We start from the raw sequence: 19,300 nt of genomic DNA on the forward strand, positions 1-19,300 counted from the left end.
CTTGACGGGCTGATTGCTTGTTGTTACAAAATTAACAACATTGTCTCACAAAACTAGTCACCGATGTTACGCTTTTCAGTGAATTTAGCGGCAGACCAACTGAATCAGATCGGTTTTGCGCAGGATCGTGATCCGACGGCGCTCCGCCGCGATCAATCCCTCCTGCTGCATATTGGTCAGCTCGCGTTCGAGCGACGGGCGCGAGACGCCGAAATACTCGGCCAGCGAAGCTTTGGTTTTGATAAGTTCGACCGTGTCCGACTCTTGCTTTCGGGATTGCTCGATGAGGTACATGGCAATCTTCTGTCGGATGGTGCGGAACGACATGAAATGGAGCTTGCGGCTCAGGCGTGCCGCGAAGTCGGCCGAGATGTCGAGGTAGTTTTTCAGAATGAGTTCATTGGCTGCAAGCAGCTGCAAGACACATTGCTTGGGAATGATAACGGCTTCGACCATCTCCCTGGCCGTGGCCTGCACCGGGAAACGGTTGTGGTTACCGAACAGAAAGAGGATAGCCAGCGGATTAGGCGCTTCGATGTCCTCGACCTTGATGAGTTTGCCCGACGGATCGGTCATCTCAGCTTTGACGCTGCCCCGGGTCAGAATGATCAGGCGGTTGACCAACTCATCCTGCATAGCCAGCATCTCGCCTTTGCGGAAACAGCTCTTTGAAATATTCAGGACAGCAAAGATCTTCTCCAGTTCTTCGGCCGGAATGCCTTGAAAGAGCGGGGTTTGGGCAAGTATCGTAAAATCCATAAACTTTGTAAATTGGGTTCGGTACAAACATACGACTTTTTTTCGAGTGTAACAATAGTGACGGTCAGCATGCTGCGATGGTTGTAAATTTGCATTACTTATAAACAACCAAAAACCGAAAAATCATGGGAATGTTCTGTTTTCAATGCCAGGAGGCGGCCGGAGGAAAAGGCTGCACCGTACAGGGCGTCTGCGGCAAACAGCCGCAGACGGCCGGACTGATGGATGTACTGCTCTATGCCGTGCGGGGCACGGCGCTTGTCAACCGCGCTCTGCGCGAGAAGGGCGCGGCGGACAAAGCCGCCAGCCGTCAACTGCTCGACGCTTTATTCTGCACCATCACCAATGCCAACTTCGATGATGACGCAATTCTGCTTCGCATCGCACAGGTGCTGGCGACCAAGAACGAGTTGATCGGCACAGCGAAGAAACACGGCGTCGAGCTGCCGGAGTTTTCCGAAGTATCGTTTCACCCTGCTCCCGCGGAATACGAGGCTTTTGCGGCGCATGTCGGCGTGCTGTCGATGCACGACGAGGACATTCGTTCGCTCAAACAGCTGGTGATCTACGGTGCGAAGGGCGCAGCGGCTTATACGGAGCATGCGCTCAACCTGGGATTCGAAGATGAGGATATTTATGAAATGCTCGAGAATGCGCTGGCCGAAATTTGCCGTCCCGATATCGACGCCAATGAGCTTACAGCGTTGGTGCTTAACGTCGGTGAATGCGGCGTGAAGGCGATGGCACTTCTGGACAAGGCCAACACCACAGCCTACGGCAATCCCGAGATTACAAAGGTCAATATTGGCGTTCGCAAAAATCCGGCTATTTTGGTCAGCGGTCATGATCTCAAAGATTTCGAAGAGTTACTGGAACAGACCGCCGGAAGGGGTGTGGATATCTATACCCACAGCGAGATGCTCCCGGCCAATTATTATCCGGCATTTAAGAAATACCCTCATTTTGTCGGCAATTACGGCAATGCGTGGTGGAGGCAACGCGAGGAGTTCACGACCTTCAACGGTCCTATCCTCTTCACGACTAACTGCATTGTCCCGCCGCTCAAAAATGCAACCTATACGGATCGTATCTACACTACCGGTTCGGCCGGACTTCCTGGCGCGACTCATATCCCTGCACGCAAAGAGGGTAAACCAAAAGACTTTTCAGCACTTATCGCCCACGCCAAGCGGTGTGCGCCGCCCACTGAGATCGAGCATGGGGAGATTGTCGGCGGATTCGCCCATGCACAGGTGTTGGCTTTGGCTGACAAAGTGGTCGAAGCTGTGAAATCGGGCGCCATCCGCAAATTTATCGTTATGGCCGGATGCGACGGCCGCATGAAGTCGCGCGGCTACTACACCGACTTTGCGGCAGCACTTCCCAAGGACACCGTGATCCTCACGGCCGGATGCGCCAAATACCGCTACAACAAACTACCGCTGGGCGACATCAGCGGCATTCCCCGCGTGCTCGATGCCGGGCAGTGCAACGACAGCTATTCGCTGGTGGTGATCGCCCTCGCGCTGCAAAAGGCATTCGGGCTGAAGAGCGTCAACGACCTGCCGATCGTCTACAACATTGCCTGGTACGAGCAGAAAGCCGTTATCGTTCTGCTGGCATTGCTCTCGCTGGGCGTGAAAAACATCCACCTCGGACCGACGCTTCCTGCATTCCTTTCACCCAACGTGACCAAGGTGTTGATCGAGAGATTTGGTATCGGATGCACTTCAACTGTGGAGAAAGATATGGCCGAATGGGTCGGCTAATCATTTCAGACATTCAAGCCGGCGGCCGGGACTTTATCTCCCGGCCGTCGGTTTGTCTTATCCGAAAGGTTTACCTACCTTTGTATGTCAAAGGAACTCTACATTGCTATGACACTCGATATCATCCCCAAAGAAACCACCGAGATCTACGACACGCCTATCGTCCAACAGACTGCGTTCTGGACAAAAGTCAAACAGCGCCTGGGCGTGAACTCCCGTGCATTCGATTTCAAAGCCTACAACCGCGACCTCTATCTGGATGTGGGCGGTTATTCCTCGACACGCAGTGACGTGATCTTTTTCCTGCAACGCCTCAATGCCAACGAAAGCATCGCTTACTTTCCCTATGGCCCCGAGGTCGAACCTTCGGAAGAGAATCAGGGACGGTTTCTTGAAGAACTTTCCGAGTCCCTGCGTCCCTACCTGCCCCATGAGTGCATCGCCCTGCGTTACGATCTCAATTGGCGGTCGCATTGGTGCAAGGAGGGCGACTTCGACGAACAGGGACATTGGAAGGGACTCCCCGAAACCCCGGTTCAGGAGTTTCAGATGAATTACAACACCTGCACATGGAATCTCCGCAAATCGAACAGCAATATCCTGCCTTCGAACACGATCCTGCTCGATCTGCAATGCAGCGAGGAGCTGATATTGGCCCGGATGAAGCCCAAGACGCGTTACAACATCAAAGTCGCACAGCGCAAAGGAGTGCAAGTGCGATCCGAAGAGATCGGAAAACTGGGAGTATGGTATAAATTATACCGGGAGACTGCGGCCCGCAACGGACTCAACATCAATGACGAATTGTATTTCCAGTCGGTATTCGCGGCCCGCATGGAAGCAGTCGGCGACGTGCAGGTGAAGCTGCTGATCGCCTATGCCGACGATGTGCCGCTGGCAGCGATGTTTTTGGTTATGTCTGCTCACCGGGCAACCTACCTCTATGACGCGTCGTCGTCGGAGAAACGCAACCTGATGCCCACCTATGCTCTGCAATGGGAAGCAATCCGCACAGCCAAAACAAACTCCTGTGCCGAATACGATCTGTTCGGTGTGGCTCCATGCCCCGATCCGTCGCACCCCATGTACGGACTCTACAAGTTCAAGCAGGGATTCGGCGGCGAATTGTTCCGCCAGATGGGCTGCTGGGACTATCCGCTCAATGAGGAGCGCTACGATGTACTCCGTGCCTGCGAGATGCGCAGCAAAGGCTATTACCGATAACAATGGGGAGGCTGAATACCTCCCCATTTCGTTTATCAGTCACAGCAGACGCCGCCCGAGGCTGCCGCCGACACATGGGCTGTGCCGTCGATCCAGCTGTGGATACCCTCGATAGTATGCACATAATCCACATATGCGCGCACATATTCGCGTCCTTTCGCAGGTGAAAGATCCTTCTGCCTGGCCAATACCTCTGCCTTGGCATACTTTTCCCGAACAACCTTGGCGATATGTCCGGTCAATTTGGCCAGCAGGCCGTCGATATTGCCCGTATCGAGCGCTTCATCGCTCATCTTAACGATGGGTTTCACGCTCCCTGCCGCTTTCAGCCCGGTATAGGGGACACCCTCCGAGGCGCGGTGCAGACGCACGAGGGTTTCGAGAAAATGTTTTTCGACGATGGCATAAATCTCCGCATCGCCGCCGCGCAGAGCGTAGGTCTTATCGAAGAGCGCGGTGATTTCGGCTTCGTCGGCCGGTGTGATCCATTTGTAGAGCAGCTTCACCTGGTTGGTCTGCAAAGCTTTTTGCGCCTCTTTGATAACCGGCCCGTCAAACAAGTCACAATGGGCAGAAGCCGCTCCAGGCAGCAGAAGGAATGCTGCAGCCATCGCTGCGACGGCACCCCGCATCACAAAACGATTCATAGTCTTCTTCATGGTTTTATGGATTTTGGTTTTATAAAGATCCGAAACCTTTGCGGGAACAACCGTCACATTTGTTACATTCGATTCGGTGCGGAGTTTGTAGCTTTGTCGAAACAATCGACAAAGCTATGAAAGACTACACACAAATGACCGTCGGCGAGATCGTGGCCGACAACTTCGGCAATGCCGCCGTATTCGACCGTTACGGGATCGACTTCTGCTGCAACGGAGCGCGTTCACTGCCCGATGCCTGCCTTGCGGCGGAAGTAGATAGGGAGCAGGTGGTTGCTGACTTGACCACAGTGACTTCGAGGGAATCCGTATTTGCCGATTTCAAATCGTGGGACACCGACCTGCTGGCCGACTACATTCTCAAATACCACCACCGCAACATTCGCACACAAGGGCCGGCTATCGAACACCTGCTTACGAAGGTTTGCAACGTGCACGGAGATAAACATCCGGAACTTTTTGAGGTGCAAGCTCTTTTTCTGAGTTCGCTGGCCGATCTGGAAAGTCATCTCGAAAAAGAGGAGGTGATGCTCTTTCCTTATATTTACGAACTCTGCGATGCCGAGCGTACTCACGGTTACGTCGGAGGCTTCCATTGCGGCACGGTCGAAGCTCCCATTCGCGTGATGATGGCCGAACACGATGCCGAGGGAGAACGGTACCGCGAGATCAGCCGCCTGCTGAACAGCTACTTCGCTCCGGAAAATGCCTGTGCCAGCTACCACCTGCTACTCAAGCACCTGAAGGCTTTTGAGCAGGCGCTCCACCACCATATCCACCTGGAGAATAACACCGTCTTCCCGCGGGCAATCGCACTGGAGGCGAAATTAAAAGCATAACATGGCAACAATCCGCATCAAACGCGTCTACGAAGCACACCTGGCGACGGCTATCGGGTGCTCGTCGACAGGCTCTGGCCGCGGAGATCCGCCCATGCGACACCGTAACCCTGCTTTATGCGGCAAAATCGCCCGACCGCAACCATGCGCTGATACTGCAACGTTTCCTCGCAGATTATTCGTAGCTTTGCGCCCGATGAACCGCATTGAACGCGAAAAAAAGACGATCGGCCAGATGGTCTCACTCTATTGCCGCCGCAAGGAGCACAATCGGGAGTTGTGCATCGATTGTGCCGGGCTGCTGGTCTATGCGCACAAGCGGCTCGACGCCTGCAAATTCGGCAACGCAAAACCCGCGTGTCAGAAGTGCCCGGTACATTGCTATTCCCCCGCACGCCGCATCCAGATTAGGACTGTCATGCGCTACGCCGGGCCGCGGATGCTGCTCTGCTATCCCCTTGCCGCGATTCGGCATTTGCTGAACATGTGATCTCCACACAGCATTTAAGTGACCGTTAGAAAATTTATATGTGGATGAGGTGCATTGCTGTTACGATACTGGTCAATTGCCATACTATTATCATTGGTTTTACCACTTCATCCCCCTGCCTATATTTTGCCGTTGTGGTTCTTTGACCTGTGGACGTGGGTATTGCTCCTCGCATTTTTGCTTGAGCCAACGGGAAATACTGATCCCGTCTATCATCAACCGCAGCTTGGGTACTCGCTTCAATCTTGGCCGTTGAATGATCCGTCTTTAGCCATTTTTCATATTCCGGCGAATAGAGCGAACCTCTAAATCCGACGGATTCCCTGCGTAAAATCTGCGTTGTTAAATCCGCACCGAAACGCACCGCCTTGCAGATTTTCTCGATCCGCAGTAACTCTCCCAACTACCACATCAGGCTGTTTTCGCACAGAATCAGAGATAAAAAAACCGGAATAAATTGGAATACTGCTCTATAAAGGCTATATTTGCAAAAATACATATTAAAGCAGACCCGCCCCAGCAGGGGACTTTTTTTGATGCGACTGGTCTAAAAGCGGGATAATCGTCTTGTGATTATCCGTTTCGGTTGCCTTGTCTGTTTGCACTATTTTATTATTAACCGGTACGGAGACAGCCCTCGTTGTCACCGTATATAAATTCATTATGGTATGATGTGTAAACACCGAACGCTGTTTATTCTTTTTGTTTTAATTTTTTGTGTACTCCAGACAGTATTGGCTGGAGAAAAGCCCAAAGCCCATCTGGGAGGAGCCTTGCGGTTCAACTACAACTACTCCGACTGGAAAGAGGGAAACAAACATCGCGGAGGCGATTTTGGGTTCGATGTTTTTCGGATCAACGTCAATGCCTCCTGGAAAAAGATTCGGCTCGATGCAGAATACCGTTTTTATGCCCGCACCTCGGGCGGAGGTATGCTCAAATACGGCTGGGTGGGCTATCAGTTCAATGACAACCACGTTTTACAGCTGGGACAAAACACCGTGTCGTTCGGAGCAATGCCGTTCAATTCGAATAACTATTTCTTCAGCATCAACTATTATCTCGGGTTAGAAGATGATGCCGACATGGGACTGAAGTATTGTTTCCGAAAAAAAGGCTGGGAACTCGATGCCGCCTTTTATAAGAATGCCGATCTGCTCGATTTCAGCGAAGGAGTCGAAACTTCCGATTCCCGCTATGCCTACGACATCGCAGGGCGCAACAAGGAAGTCAATCAGGGAAATCTGCGAGTCGCTTACAATTGGGGCGAGCGTTGGAAACACCAGATCGGAGCTTCGGCCATGTACGGCGGTATTTACAATCTAGATACCGAAAAAATGGGATCTCGCTATGCCTTTGCCATACATTATACGCTGAACTGGAAGCGTTGGAATCTCAAAGCGCAGTACACGACCTACAAATTCTCGCCAGAGAATAAGGAGGATGAACCTCGGAATCAGATTACCATGACCGCCTATGGCGCGCCCTATGAGATCGCAGCCCATGCCGACACCTATACCGCCTCGCTATGCTACACTTTTCCGATCGACAAGGGCATTCTTGACGAGATACGGCTCTACAATGACTTCAGCATGATGCATAAACGCAAGGCCGGATTCAACGACAGTTTCCAGAACATCACCGGGTGTATGTTGGGCATGGGACCTGTTTTAGTCTACGTCGACTATGCATTAGGGAAGAATCAGCCCTGGTTGGGTAATGATTGGAACGAGGCCTTTACTTCGGCAACGCTGGAAAAAGGCTGGAACGCCCGGCTTAACGTAAATATCGGTTATTATTTTTAAACTATGAGTAAAATAGAGATCAAAAATTTGTTTCTTGTCTTCGGACATGAGAAACAAAAGGCGCTTCGGCTGTTGTCCGAAGGAGTAGGGAAAGACGAAATCCTAAAAAAGACAGGATGCACGGTGGCTGTAAACAACGCTAATCTGCAGATTGCCGAAGGAGAGATATTCGTCATCATGGGGCTGTCGGGAAGCGGAAAATCGACCCTCCTGCGGTGTATCAACCGGTTGATAAAGCCCACATCGGGGCAGGTGGTCATTAATGGTCAAGATATATCGGCGCTCTCCGACAAAGACATGCGCAACGTTCGTCGCAAGGTACTGTCGATGGTGTTTCAGAATTTCGGTCTACTCCCCCACCGGACGGTACTGCAAAACATAGCTTTCGGACTCGAATTGCAAGGCGTACCACGTATCGAGCGCGAAGAAGATGCACTGGTCGCTATGGAACAGGTCGGACTCGCTGGCTATGAAAGCCAAATGATCCGACAGCTTTCGGGCGGAATGCAGCAGCGCGTGGGATTGGCCCGCGCTCTTGCCAGCAACCCCGAGGTGTTGCTCATGGACGAAGCTTTTTCGGCCCTCGACCCCTTGATTCGCATCCAGATGCAGGACGAACTGCTGGCTTTGCAAGCCAAGATGAAAAAGACAATCGTCTTTATTACCCACGACCTGAACGAGGCGATCAAACTCGGCGACCGCATCGCCATCATGAAAGACGGTGAGATCGTACAAGTCGGAACCTCGGAGCAGATACTAACCTCCCCGGCCAACGAATATGTCAAGCGTTTTGTGGAGAATGTCGACCGTACCCGGATCGTGACCGCCTCTTCGATCATGATCGAAAGACCGCATATCGTGCAACTCCGGATGAAAGAAGGTCCCGAGGGCGCGATCCGCAAGATGCGTGAAAACGATCTGAAAGTACTTCCCGTTGTGGACGATGACGGAACATTGCTGGGCGACGTGCAACTGAAAAGTCTGCTGAAGTTGCGCAAAGAACACAATCCGTCCCTTGACGACGCGTTGCGGACCGAAGTGCTTTCCGTAACCGAAGAGGCCATTCTTGAGGATATTCTGCCACTAACTACCCGCACCAACTCCCCGATCTGGGTTGTCGACTCACATCGCAAACTCAAAGGCGTGGTACCTCTGCCATCGCTGATTGCGGAAGTGACAGGTAAAAACCCCGAGGAGATCGACTCCATCATTCAAAATGCTATCGAATTATGATAAACATCGGAAAATATATCGAAATGCTCATCAATTGGCTGACAGAACATTTTGCGCCGTTCTTCGATGCCATGGACTCCGCCATCGGAGGATTTATCAATGGGTTTCAGCACCTGCTCTACCTGATCCCGTTCTACATCACAATTCCCCTGCTGGCGGCGCTGGCCTGGTGGAAAGCCGGACGAGGCACGGCTATTTTCACCTTACTCGGGCTGGGGCTGATCTACGGGATGGGATTCTGGGCCGAGACGATGCAGACTTTGGCGCTGGTGCTTTCATCGACCTCTCTGGCGCTGTTGCTCGGCATTCCGCTGGGAATCTGGAGCGCCCGCAGCCCGAGGTGCAATCAGGTGTTGCGCCCGATACTCGACCTGATGCAGACTATGCCGGCATTTGTCTACCTGATTCCCGCCGTGCTGTTCTTTGGTCTGGGAACAGTTCCGGGAGCATTCGCTACTATTATTTTCGCGATGCCGCCCGTGGTTCGTCTCACAGGACTGGGGATTCGGCAAGTGCCGCGCGAAGTGATCGAGGCTTCACACTCGTTCGGAGCGACTTCGTGGCAACTCCTTTACAAGGTGCAACTGCCTCTGGCGTTACCAACCATTCTCACAGGTATAAACCAGACGATTATGATGTCGCTGTCAATGGTCGTGATCGCCGCCATGATCTCGGCAGGAGGTCTGGGTGAGGTGGTGCTCAAGGGAATTACCCAGATGAAGATCGGGCTGGGATTTGAAGGCGGCATTGCTGTGGTGATTCTGGCCATCGTGCTCGATCGCATCACGCAGGGCTTTGCACAAATGAAAAAATAAAGACCTCTTTAAACAATGAAAAATATGCTTATGAAACGAATGAAATTAGCCGGAGCAGTGCTCCTTACGGCCCTACTCACTGTGGCTTGCGGCCCGAAAACGGACGAAAAGAAGATCGATATTGCCTATGTCAACTGGTCGGAGGGCATCGCCATGACCAATTTGGCCAAAGTGATCTTCGAGGAACAGGGCTATCGGGTTAACCTACTCAATGCTGACCTTGCGCCTGTATTTGCATCGCTGTCGCAAAAGAAGGCCGATGTCTTCCTCGATGCCTGGCTGCCGGTAACGATGGCCGACTATATAACTCAATATGGTGATAAATTGGAAACACTCGGAACGGTCTATGACAATGCCCGTATCGGATTGGTTGTTCCGGAATATGTAACTATCAACTCAATCGAAGAGCTGAATCAGGTTCGGGCGCGCTTCAAAGGCGAGATCGTCGGCATCGACGCCGGAGCTGGAATTATGAAGGCCACCGACAAAGCGATACCCGACTATGGGCTGGATTACAAACTGCTCACGTCGAGCGGTCCCGCGATGACAGCCTCGCTCAAGAAGGCGATAGACAAAAAGGAGTGGGTCGTCGTGACGGGCTGGACACCGCACTGGATGTTCGATCGCTTTGATCTGAAGATCCTCGCCGATCCGAAGGGTATCTACGGCGGTGCGGAGAAGATCCAGGTGCTGGCATGGAAAGGTTTTTCCGAGAAAGATCCCTTTGCCGCCCGATTGCTGAGCAATATGCATTTGACCGATGCTCAGATCAGCTCGCTGATGGCTGCCCTTGAAGAGCCGGGAATAAATGAGACTGATGCTGCCCGCAAGTGGCTGGAAACAAATCGAGATGTGGTGAGCAATTGGTTACCTCAGATAGAATAAGCCCGATATCGCAACTCCTATTACAAAAAGAACGTGCCAGTTGGCACGTTCTTTTTAGTTTAATCTGTCAGATTTGGTATCAAACCGATCGCCTCCTCTTTCTTTTTATCCACGATCTTGGCATAAATTTGAGTGGTCGCAATATTCTCCTTGCGGATGACATCACCCGTATAATAATCCAAGTAGATAGATTGGTTACCGTTGGCAAGCTGCTTGAACCGATCGGCTAAAACAGGAAAACGGCGAAAACAAGAGAAAAGATAGCAAATAAAATAAGATATTGCTTATTAGTTGTTTACAATCAATTTATTCGACTTTCTTTGTCCTTTTTCCACAACTGATACGAATTCACAAAGTTCTGCCAGACGATGTAAGCCGTGGGCGCGATCGAGGCGATCGGGTCGAGGAACGACTGGGCCATCCACACCGCAAGTACCGTGTTTTTCTGGCCCAGCGACTGGCCGCCCGCCGGAGCGTCGCCGTAACGGCGTCCCAGCATGCGGCCCACCTTGAACTGCGCAAGGCAGATCACAAGCGCCGCAAAGGCCAGCCACAGTTCGGTCGAAAGCGAAGCGTCGTGCAGGTCGATGATGAAAGCCGTCGTGCGGCCGATGATGACCAGCAGCGAAGCCAGCCACATGTAAAACGAAATCTGACTGTGGTCGCCGACCCATTTCGCAGCCTTCGGAATGACCATACGGCAGAACTGCGCCGCAGCGAACGGCATCACCAGCAGCGGCGCGATACGGGCCAGGATTTGCGCGAAGGTGCATGCACCCGTTCCCGTAAAGGTCAGGATCACGGGCGCCAGCAGGGCAACGGCCATGTTGCAGAGAAGGCTGTACGTCGCCATCGTAGCGACATTGGCCCCCAGCATGCCACCGATAACCACCGCGGCCATCGCTACGGGGGCCAGCACGCAAACCATCGCCCCCTGCGCCAGGATACCGTTCAGGGGCCGCAGGAGCAGGAAAATCCCGACACAGGCCACGACCTGAACCAGCAACAGCCAAAAATGAAGCATCGAAGGCTTCATCTGGCTGGGTTTCACGCGGCAGAAGGTGACGAACAGCATCAGGAAGATCAACGTCGGGGTGATCATCTGCCCCGTCCACACCTCCAGCGCCGCGATCGGGCGGCACAACAGCGCACCGACGATCATGGCCGAAGGCATGGCAATGGTCTTCACATTGCGGTGCAGGTGTTCCAGCAGGTGCATTTAGGACAGCAACTCCTTGACCTTGGCCGAAATGTCCTTGCCGTCGGCACGGCCTGCGAGGCGTTTCGAAGCCACGCCCATCACCTTGCCCATCTCCTTCATCGACGATGCGCCGACCTCGGCGATAATGGCCTTCACTTCGGCGGCGAGTTCCTCGGCGCCCAGTTGTTTGGGCAGAAACTCCTGGAAAACGGCCACCTGGGCCAGCTCCTCCGACGCCAGGTCGGAACGGTTCTGCTCGGTGAAGATCGCCGCCGAATCGGTTCCCTGCTTGGCGAGTTTGGAGATGATTTTCAGCACGTCGGCATCGGGCAGTTCGGCGATTTCCGGACCCGCGGTCTTGGCCTCGATGATGTATTTCTTCGCATTGCGCAGGGCGCTCAGGCGCACCGTATCCTTGGCCTTCATGGCCTCCATGATTCCTTTCGAAATCTGTTGTTCCAACGACATAATCAATTTATTTGGTTAAGATTAAACTCAATTTTCAATCTGCGGGCCTGCGTACGACGACAATTTCGTCGAAACGCGCCTGCGACGCCGTGCCGCGAACTTTCTCCTTCGCGGGAAACTCCCGGTCGAAAACCTCGGCGGCAGTTTCGTCGACCTCGTAAGCCAAATCCTCGACGTAGCGGCCCCGGACACCGGAAAGGGCCCCTTCGTACAGTTCGCAGACATGGAGCGCCATGGCATACATGTCATCGGCAGTCCGGATGCCGAGCAGTTCGGCCGGGACGAAACCCTGATACAGGTAGTAGTCCGGATCGCCGCAGAGCAGCACGGCCCGGAATCCCATCTCCCGGGCCAGTTCGCGGGTGCGCCCGATCAGCCTGCCGCCGATTCCCTTGCGCTGGTACTCCGGCAGGACCGAAATCGGCCCGAGACTCAGGACCTCGTATTTCACGCCGTCGTCACCCTGGATAACTCCTTTCATGCAGACGACATTGCCGACGATCCGCCCGTCGTGCTCCGCCACAAGATCCAGTTCGGGCACGAAGGCCGGGCTGTCGCGCATGACATGCAACAGGTAGTGCTCGTTGCATCCGGGTGAAAAGTGGTTCCAGAATGCCTCCCGCGTAACGTTCTCCGTTTCCCGGTAATCGGCGGGCTGTTCGGTTCTCAGTTTTATCTCCATATTTTTTATTTTCCAGCCGACAAAAATCGCAGCACGTCACGCATCAGCCGGTCGCGCTGCACCTCGTCGGAGATCGACTCGAACGGGAAACCCGTCACGAAAGTACGTCCCCCGGCGTCGCACGCTACGCCTGCCGTACGGCCGTTGTCGTCGTAACGCATCACGGCAAAAGCCCCGGCGCCCACGGGCTTCAGGGCATCGGCCTGTTCGACGATGTAATGGTGGCGGCCATACCCGGTATTGAACCGGTATTCGCCGCGCGAAAAGTCCGGATGCGAAGTCATGACCCGTACCCTTCCGCGGCCGGAGGCATATCCGCCGTCGGAATCGAGGTGGAGCACCTCGCGGGCAAAGGTGCGGTCCCGGTCCGAAGCCCCTTCGGCCAACAGGTCGGACGCAACATAGCTGCCCGACGCAAAGAGCGTTCCGCCATCGGCGAGATAATGCCTCAGAACAGCCTGGAGTTCGGGCGAAAAGGTCGCGAACGCGGGTTCCTGCACGCCGCGGCCGATCGTCGTCGTGCGCTGTTTGCCGAGGATCAGATCGACCGCCGGATATTGTTCGAGTGCCGCCTCGCCACGCTCTACGGCTTTCAGCGACGCTGAGCAGAAGGAGTACCCCGCCGCTGCCACGGAACGCCCGTGCAGGGCCGGATAGTCGAAGGTGTTGCCGCCGATCACATCGGTCTCGAAATCGCACCCGCAGGCCCCGAGGGCGAGGCTGTCGACATTGCAGCGGGCCTGCGCCAGGTCGAAGACGTGCTGCGCCCCAACGAATGAGATGTCCTGCCGGTCGGGAACGCCGCCGTCGAGGTCGGTACGGAATCCAGCGAGCGAATCGTTCCGCTCGCTCAGCGGAGCGCTCACGCGGTCGAATCCGTTAACGATCAGAACCCTGCCCTTTTCATCGGGCATCCGGCACACGGCAAGGGTCTCGCTCGGAAAACTCTCGCCGCCCTCATTCACCGCCGTCACCCGGTAACTGTAGATACGGCCCGGCTGCTGTTCGACGATCAGGTAGGGCTTATCGACCGGACGGCCGTTGTCGAAACCGCCGTCGTCCACGCGCGTATAAACCACATAACCCGTCGGCGCGGCGCTCTTTTCCAACGGGTCCATCACCGGACTCCACGACAGCGCCACATGATCTGCGGCGGTAAATTCCGCAGCGAACGCCTCGACGGGCAGCGGCTGCACTACATAAGGTAAATCGTATTGCGAGCTGATATAGCGCAAGATACCCTTATAGATCGCACGGCTCACCACAAACTTGAACCGCGGGTCGCTGCCCAGCCGCATGTCGGCGAAATTCTGGTGCGAGAGCAGCTCCAGCAGCATCGTCGGGACACCCGGGACGCGCGCTTCGTAATAGGCCCTGTTCCACAGTCCGCGGCGCTGCCAGCCGGGCTCGAACGTACGGCGGATATCCTCGACGACCTGCGCCTGCACGAGGTCCGTCAAATCACGCGAACGGTAGCGGTCGGCCCCGCCCTGGAATTTACCCTTGTTCTCGCGGGTGTAGTAGATACCCAGCGTGCCGACAATGCCGTCGCCGTCGCGGACGCCCGCATCCGAGTGGAACGCCAGCGCCATATCGACCGGAATATGCAGTCCCGCGGAATCGGGCAGGCGTTCCGAACCGCCCATCAGGGCGTTGACCCAGTGGGCGCGCGACATATAGTCGTCCTTATAGTCGTCGGTATTGTTCTTCGGCGTGTAAACCCCTTCCGGGAATCCGGCCCACTGGAGCCAGTAGCGGGCCCCCTCGCAGAAACGGGGATAACCGCTCGTCTCCTCGATATACTCCGTATCGGGCAGGCGCAGCGAGTCGCAGGGCGTGCGGGCGACGTTGCCGTAACCGCCGCCGATCTTCACGGCATCGGCCGAAACGATGCGCCCGGCCTGCCGCGAGCGGTTCGAGAGGGTCACGACCTCCCGATGCCCCGGAGCGAAAGAGAAACGCCCCAGATAGATCCACGTGCCGCCGCCCATCGTCTGATTGACGGCGAACGAAGTCTCCCCGCCGAGGTGATGCACCGTATAGTGCGCGTCGTCGGCGCTTCCGGGCGTCGATTCGTAGCTCACATAGACCGCATACTCACCCCGTTCGGGGATGTCGGCAAACCATGCGGCGCGGCTCGTGTCGCCGTCGGCAACGGTATGCGCACGGCGCGTCGTGCCCTCGCGAAAAGGATTTTCACCCGTATGATAGACCTGCCGCAGGTGCGCGAACCCCGGACCTCCCGGCTCCCAGGCCCCCTGTTCCGCATATTGCCCTTCGGAATCGTTGTCGGCCAGCACTTCGTGCTTCTGCACGTCGCGCTCGCGCGGCAACAGGACGTTCGCCCCGGCGTTTTCAAGCATCGGGACCAGATACGGCAGCACGTAGCTCTGCGTATAGAGGTCCTCGCAGGTCTGCCAGAGCATCGAACGCTGCCATTTCCAGCGGTTCTCAGTCTGGTCGAAATAGCGTCCGTGACTCTGCCACAAGGCGATATGCCGCTCCGAAAGGCCATGCGCGGGAGTTGCGGCGGCAGAAAGGCGCGTCACAAGCGGCCGCTCGGAACGGTTGGTAAAGAGGACTATTTTTTTCTTGTCGACGAGTTTACGCAACTGCGTGGCATTGCGGCAGGCCAGCGGGATGAGCTCGGAGGCCTCGCGGTTGTCGGTATAGAGTTCGATGTCGGCTTTGCGGAATTCAGACGGCAGCAGGGCCCGCACCGAGTCGCGCATAGCCCGCAGATTATCCTCGCGAAAAGGATAGTAGGACAACCCTACCGAGGTGTAAATCCGCACCCGGCCGCGCGAGGCCTTGACGGCCTGAATCCGTACGTTGGTCGGCTCCGCCTTCTGATAACCGCCCGTAACCTCACGGGAGACGATGCGCGAAAGGGTTCGTCCGATCTCCGCACGCGTTGCGGGAGTGATTTCGGCAGCAGAAACCGCACTTACAGTAAAGAGTAAGGTAATAAGGTATAACAGTCTATTTTTCATGTCGTTTAACGAGCAATAGCATGCCGGCCACGGTAAAGGCGGCGTTGTAAATCAAGAGTTCGAATCCGATCTGGTAATCCCACGCTTTCAGCGCCCACCACTGCACCAGCGCACTCAGCACCGGGGCTGCGAGAGCCACCAGCGGGACCCAGCGGTCGCGAACCTTCAGGCGCGTGAACATCCCGAAGGCAAACATGCCCAAAATCGGGCCGTAGGTATAGCTGGCGACCTTGTAGACCAGGTTGATAACGCTGTCGTCGGCCCAATATTCGAAGGCCAGTATCACACAGGCCATGAGGAGGGCCATCGCAATATGAACCCCTTTGCGGAGGCGTGTGAGGCGCACGTCGCCGTAGCGTTTCGTGCCTTCGAGAATATCCACCGTAAAGGAGGTCGTCAGGGCCGTGAGGGCCGATCCGGCTGCTGAATAAGTACTTGAAATAAGTCCCACAACAAACAGGATACCAACGATAAGCGGCAGTCCTCCTTCAACGGCGACCAGCGAAAAAACCTGGTCGCTCTTGGCGGGCAGGGCCATGCCACTGCGCTCCATATACAAATAGAGCAGCACGCCCAGCACGAGGAACAGGAAGATCACGAAAATCTGGCTGACAGCGGTCAGCACGATGTTCTTCTGCGAATCGCGCGGCGTGGCGCAGCTCAGATTACGCTGCATCATATCCTGGTCGAGTCCGGTCATGGAGATCAGCAGGACGATACCCGCAGCGAACATCTTCCAGAAATAGCGGTCCGAGGCGGGGTCGTCGAAGAAGAAAATTTTCGACATCGGCGAAGCCGAAACTTCACGCGCCGTCTCTGCAAGCGAAAGATTCAGCCCCTGCATGATGAAAACGATCGACAGAATCAAGCTCGCCACAAGGCAGAAAGTCTTGAGCGTATCGGTCCAGATGAGCGATTTGACGCCGCCCTGCTGCGTATAGAGCCAGACGAAAAGCATCGTTATCAAAGCGTTGGCCCAGAACGGGAACCCATAGTGCGAAAAGACCAGCAACTGCATCACGGCACAGACGACGTAGATGCGCAGCGCAGCTCCCAGCATCTTCGAAATAAAGAAGAACCACGCTCCGGTACGGTGGGACTTTACGCCGAAGCGGTCGTCGAGGTATTCGTAAAGCGACACCACCTTCAGGCGATAGAACATAGGAATCAGCACGAAAGCCACGACCATCTGCCCTACCGTGAAGCCTGCGACCATCTGCATGTAGGAAAACGAGTCGGCGGCAACCGAACCGGGAACCGAAATGAAGGTCACGCCCGATATAGCAGCGCCGATCATGGCGAAGGCCGCCATATACCACGGAGTGCGGCGGTTGCCGGTGAAGAAGCCGGCGTTGTCGGCACGGCGGCCCGAGGCCCACGCGACGGCGAAAAGGACGGCTATGTAGCCCAGAACGGTGGCAATAACGGCAGCAGGAGTCATGAATGCGTATTTGGGTTCGATTTACAAAGATACAAAAAAGATGGACACTGCGGCGATCCGGGCCGCATTTTATAAATCCGAAATGGGGATACGGAAGATCGTATGTTTTATTGGACTTTTGGAAAAAATGTTTATTTTTGTTCTCAATTAAAACATTAAACCCTAACGATATGGCATTTTTCAAAGAATTCAAGGAGTTTGCCCTCAAAGGCAACGTGATGGACATGGCCGTCGGTGTGATTATCGGCGGTGCGTTCGGCAAGATTGTATCGTCGCTCGTGAACGACATCCTGATGCCGCCGATCGGCGCACTGATCGGAAATACCGACTTCTCGCAGTTGAAACTCGACATTTCGAAGGTTCGCGACGTTACCTCGAGCGCCATGCAATCGGTGGAAGGCATCGTAGCCGGCGGCAGCCAGGCTCCGACTGCAGCAGCGGAGCCGATTTACTGGAACTACGGCGCATTTATCCAGCAGTGTGTGGATTTCACGATCCTGGCCCTCTGCGTATTCCTGATGGTCAAGCTGATGAACCGGCTGATGCAGAAAAAGGAGGAGGCTCCGGCCCCGGCTCCCGAACCGCCTGCACCGACAAAGGAAGAGCTGCTGCTCACGGAGATCCGCGACCTGCTCAAAGAGCAGAAAAAATAAGCGGAAGTAATTCCCGAAACGAAAAGTCCGGCCTTACGAAGCCGGACTTTTTCGGTTATTCCTTTTTATGGGTATATTCCTGCAGGACATAGGTGGTGAAGATCGGAAAGAACATCATACCCAGCGAGGGAAGCATCACGCAAAAAACCTTACCGACGGCCGTGACGGGGAAAATCTCGGCCCCGACAGTCGTGACGTTCATCCACGCCCACCAGAGTGCATTGCCGAAGCCGTGGAGTTTAGGATTGACAAGCACCTCGTAGTCGTAGAAGACGAGTCCGGAAATATAAGTGAAGACCACGACGGTGAAGATATAGGCGACGAAGAGCCTCCGCATTTTGTTTTTGGAGACCAGCCACCGCACGATGATCACCATGGCCAGGAAGGCCCGCAGCAAGGGCATCAGGCCGACGAGCATGCCCCAGTCGTGGGTCATGTCGGCTCCGCTCCACGCCAGAATGTTCAGGTAGGGAATGGAAATCAGCAGGAAGAGCAGGTTGTGCCAGAAAAAGCGGTTCCGGCGCTCGGCAGCGGCCCAGCGGACGAAAAAATCGCACAGGAAAATCAGACAAACGATGAACTGGATCGTGAGGTAGGCAGAGGAGATGTGAATGTGATCGCCCGCGATAATCTCCCACGAAACCGCCGTGAGGAGCACCAGTCCGGCAATGAGTTTGACGACGCCGAGCGTGTTACGGATATCGGCGCGCGCCGATTCGGAAAGAGACATAGATTTCTGTTTTTCCGTAGCACGTTCAAAATCAATGCCACAGCCCCGGGCGGCAAATTTTGCGGTGTTTTTTTGCCGAAAGATTTTGCACGATTAAAATTTTCTATTACCTTTGCACTCGCTTTTAGCAATGGCGGGTTAGCTCAGCTGGTTAGAGCGCATGATTCATAATCATGAGGTCCCGAGTTCAAGTCTCGGACCCGCTACCAATTAAAAACCAAGCACTTACAACATAGTAAGTGCTTTTTTTGTGTCATTATTTTGTTCTTTCTATATTATTTCAACACCTTTGTAGTGCGCTGTGGGGTATCTTCACAGCAAAACTCTTTTCCTTACTTGCCAACAACCTCTCGTTTATCTCCCGAATGATGCCTCTGCAAGTATCATGCTGCCCAATGGTGTAAGCACATTTCACAGTCATCCCAGCGGCAATGTAGTAGTCGGATCGGGAGCAAATACGCAGGGAGGTACAACTACAACATACGGGTTCACCCAATCACCTTCCCCGGAGAAAGGCAGCAGAAGAGCACGAGTTATGACAGGTTTCATGCCGTTCCATTTTATGTAGTTCAAAATCAGCGACACGGAAAACATGCCCCCTTGTTAGAAATCACCAGTACTTTTTTTGCCGGTGATTTTTATTTTCCTGTTTGC

General features: G+C 54.6%; 18 protein-coding genes, 1 tRNA gene and 1 pseudogene. 11 read left to right on the top strand and 9 right to left on the bottom strand.

What is annotated here, in order from left to right:
- Positions 1-84: 84 nt before the first annotated feature.
- Positions 85-759, bottom strand: coding sequence for a Crp/Fnr family transcriptional regulator (locus I2E69_RS08100; RefSeq protein ID WP_195460629.1), 675 nt, complete (start codon positions 757-759; stop codon positions 85-87).
- A gap of 131 nt (positions 760-890) precedes the next feature.
- On the opposite strand from I2E69_RS08100, the gene hcp reads away from it, so the two are divergent.
- Both hcp and I2E69_RS08110 read left to right on the top strand, forming a co-directional pair.
- The gene (gene hcp, locus I2E69_RS08105) at positions 891-2,528 is read left to right on the top strand and encodes a hydroxylamine reductase (RefSeq protein ID WP_195460630.1); all 1,638 of its coding nucleotides are present in this window, start codon (positions 891-893) and stop codon (positions 2,526-2,528) included.
- 108 nt (positions 2,529-2,636) lie between these two features.
- The gene (locus I2E69_RS08110) at positions 2,637-3,752 is read left to right on the top strand and encodes a lipid II:glycine glycyltransferase FemX (protein ID WP_195460931.1); all 1,116 of its coding nucleotides are present in this window, start codon (positions 2,637-2,639) and stop codon (positions 3,750-3,752) included.
- A gap of 35 nt (positions 3,753-3,787) precedes the next feature.
- Here I2E69_RS08110 and I2E69_RS08115 read toward each other — a convergent pair whose 3' ends face one another.
- Complete coding sequence (locus I2E69_RS08115; RefSeq protein WP_317191090.1) at positions 3,788-4,411, bottom strand: DUF6448 family protein; 624 nt, start codon at positions 4,409-4,411, stop codon at positions 3,788-3,790.
- Positions 4,412-4,527: 116 nt separating this feature from the next.
- On the opposite strand from I2E69_RS08115, the gene ric reads away from it, so the two are divergent.
- The 3 genes and pseudogenes from ric to I2E69_RS08130 all read left to right on the top strand — a co-directional run bounded on the left by ric (position 4,528) and on the right by I2E69_RS08130 (position 5,740).
- Positions 4,528-5,250 (top strand): iron-sulfur cluster repair di-iron protein, encoded by a 723-nt coding sequence (gene ric / locus I2E69_RS08120; protein ID WP_195460634.1) that lies wholly within the window; start codon positions 4,528-4,530, stop codon positions 5,248-5,250.
- Position 5,251: 1 nt separating this feature from the next.
- A pseudogene (locus tag I2E69_RS08125) lies at positions 5,252-5,435 on the top strand (DUF488 family protein).
- A gap of 11 nt (positions 5,436-5,446) precedes the next feature.
- The gene (locus I2E69_RS08130) at positions 5,447-5,740 is read left to right on the top strand and encodes a nitrous oxide-stimulated promoter family protein (RefSeq protein WP_195460636.1); all 294 of its coding nucleotides are present in this window, start codon (positions 5,447-5,449) and stop codon (positions 5,738-5,740) included.
- Positions 5,741-5,774: 34 nt separating this feature from the next.
- Here I2E69_RS08130 and I2E69_RS08135 read toward each other — a convergent pair whose 3' ends face one another.
- Complete coding sequence (locus I2E69_RS08135) at positions 5,775-6,143, bottom strand: hypothetical protein (RefSeq protein ID WP_195460637.1); 369 nt, start codon at positions 6,141-6,143, stop codon at positions 5,775-5,777.
- 265 nt (positions 6,144-6,408) lie between these two features.
- On the opposite strand from I2E69_RS08135, the gene I2E69_RS08140 reads away from it, so the two are divergent.
- From I2E69_RS08140 to I2E69_RS08155, 4 genes are read left to right on the top strand one after another with little or no spacing between them, the layout of a single operon-like run.
- Positions 6,409-7,545, top strand: a complete 1,137-nt coding sequence (locus I2E69_RS08140; RefSeq protein WP_195460638.1) for a hypothetical protein — start codon at positions 6,409-6,411, stop codon at positions 7,543-7,545.
- Between the two features lie 3 nt (positions 7,546-7,548).
- Complete coding sequence (locus I2E69_RS08145; protein WP_195460639.1) at positions 7,549-8,778, top strand: glycine betaine/L-proline ABC transporter ATP-binding protein; 1,230 nt, start codon at positions 7,549-7,551, stop codon at positions 8,776-8,778.
- Positions 8,775-9,593 carry an ABC transporter permease gene (locus I2E69_RS08150; RefSeq protein ID WP_195460640.1) on the top strand — a complete coding sequence of 273 codons (819 nt, stop codon included), beginning with the start codon at positions 8,775-8,777 and terminating at the stop codon, positions 9,591-9,593. Before I2E69_RS08145 ends, I2E69_RS08150 begins: the two co-directional genes overlap by 4 nt.
- A 30-nt stretch (positions 9,594-9,623) precedes the next feature.
- Positions 9,624-10,478, top strand: a complete 855-nt coding sequence (locus tag I2E69_RS08155; RefSeq protein ID WP_195460641.1) for a glycine betaine ABC transporter substrate-binding protein — start codon at positions 9,624-9,626, stop codon at positions 10,476-10,478.
- Positions 10,479-10,779: 301 nt separating this feature from the next.
- Here I2E69_RS08155 and I2E69_RS08160 read toward each other — a convergent pair whose 3' ends face one another.
- The 5 genes from I2E69_RS08160 to I2E69_RS08180 are packed head-to-tail and all read right to left on the bottom strand — an operon-like array spanning position 10,780 to position 17,263.
- Entirely contained in the window at positions 10,780-11,697 is a 918-nt protein-coding gene (locus tag I2E69_RS08160; protein ID WP_195460642.1) for a transporter, read from the bottom strand.
- Entirely contained in the window at positions 11,698-12,147 is a 450-nt protein-coding gene (locus I2E69_RS08165) for a GatB/YqeY domain-containing protein (RefSeq protein WP_195460643.1), read from the bottom strand.
- 34 nt (positions 12,148-12,181) lie between these two features.
- Entirely contained in the window at positions 12,182-12,829 is a 648-nt protein-coding gene (locus I2E69_RS08170) for a GNAT family N-acetyltransferase (protein ID WP_195460644.1), read from the bottom strand.
- Between the two features lie 5 nt (positions 12,830-12,834).
- Positions 12,835-15,822: a fibronectin type III domain-containing protein gene (locus I2E69_RS08175; protein WP_195460645.1), complete on the bottom strand. Its 2,988-nt coding sequence runs from the start codon at positions 15,820-15,822 to the stop codon at positions 12,835-12,837.
- Positions 15,812-17,263, bottom strand: coding sequence for a sodium:solute symporter (locus I2E69_RS08180; protein ID WP_195460646.1), 1,452 nt, complete (start codon positions 17,261-17,263; stop codon positions 15,812-15,814). Before I2E69_RS08180 ends, I2E69_RS08175 begins: the two co-directional genes overlap by 11 nt.
- A 170-nt stretch (positions 17,264-17,433) precedes the next feature.
- Here I2E69_RS08180 and mscL point away from each other — a divergent pair, with 170 nt between their 5' ends.
- Complete coding sequence (gene mscL, locus I2E69_RS08185) at positions 17,434-17,916, top strand: large-conductance mechanosensitive channel protein MscL (RefSeq protein WP_195460647.1); 483 nt, start codon at positions 17,434-17,436, stop codon at positions 17,914-17,916.
- Between the two features lie 55 nt (positions 17,917-17,971).
- On the opposite strand, the gene I2E69_RS08190 is transcribed toward mscL, so the two are convergent.
- Positions 17,972-18,646: a potassium channel family protein gene (locus I2E69_RS08190; protein ID WP_195460649.1), complete on the bottom strand. Its 675-nt coding sequence runs from the start codon at positions 18,644-18,646 to the stop codon at positions 17,972-17,974.
- A 132-nt stretch (positions 18,647-18,778) separates the two neighbouring features.
- On the opposite strand from I2E69_RS08190, the gene I2E69_RS08195 reads away from it, so the two are divergent.
- Positions 18,779-18,855, top strand: a tRNA-Met gene (locus I2E69_RS08195).
- Positions 18,856-19,300: the final 445 nt, after the last annotated feature.

It is taken from the genome of Alistipes sp. D31t1_170403_E11 (assembly GCF_015553985.1).
Classification (GTDB): Bacteria; Bacteroidota; Bacteroidia; order Bacteroidales; family Rikenellaceae; genus Alistipes; species Alistipes montrealensis.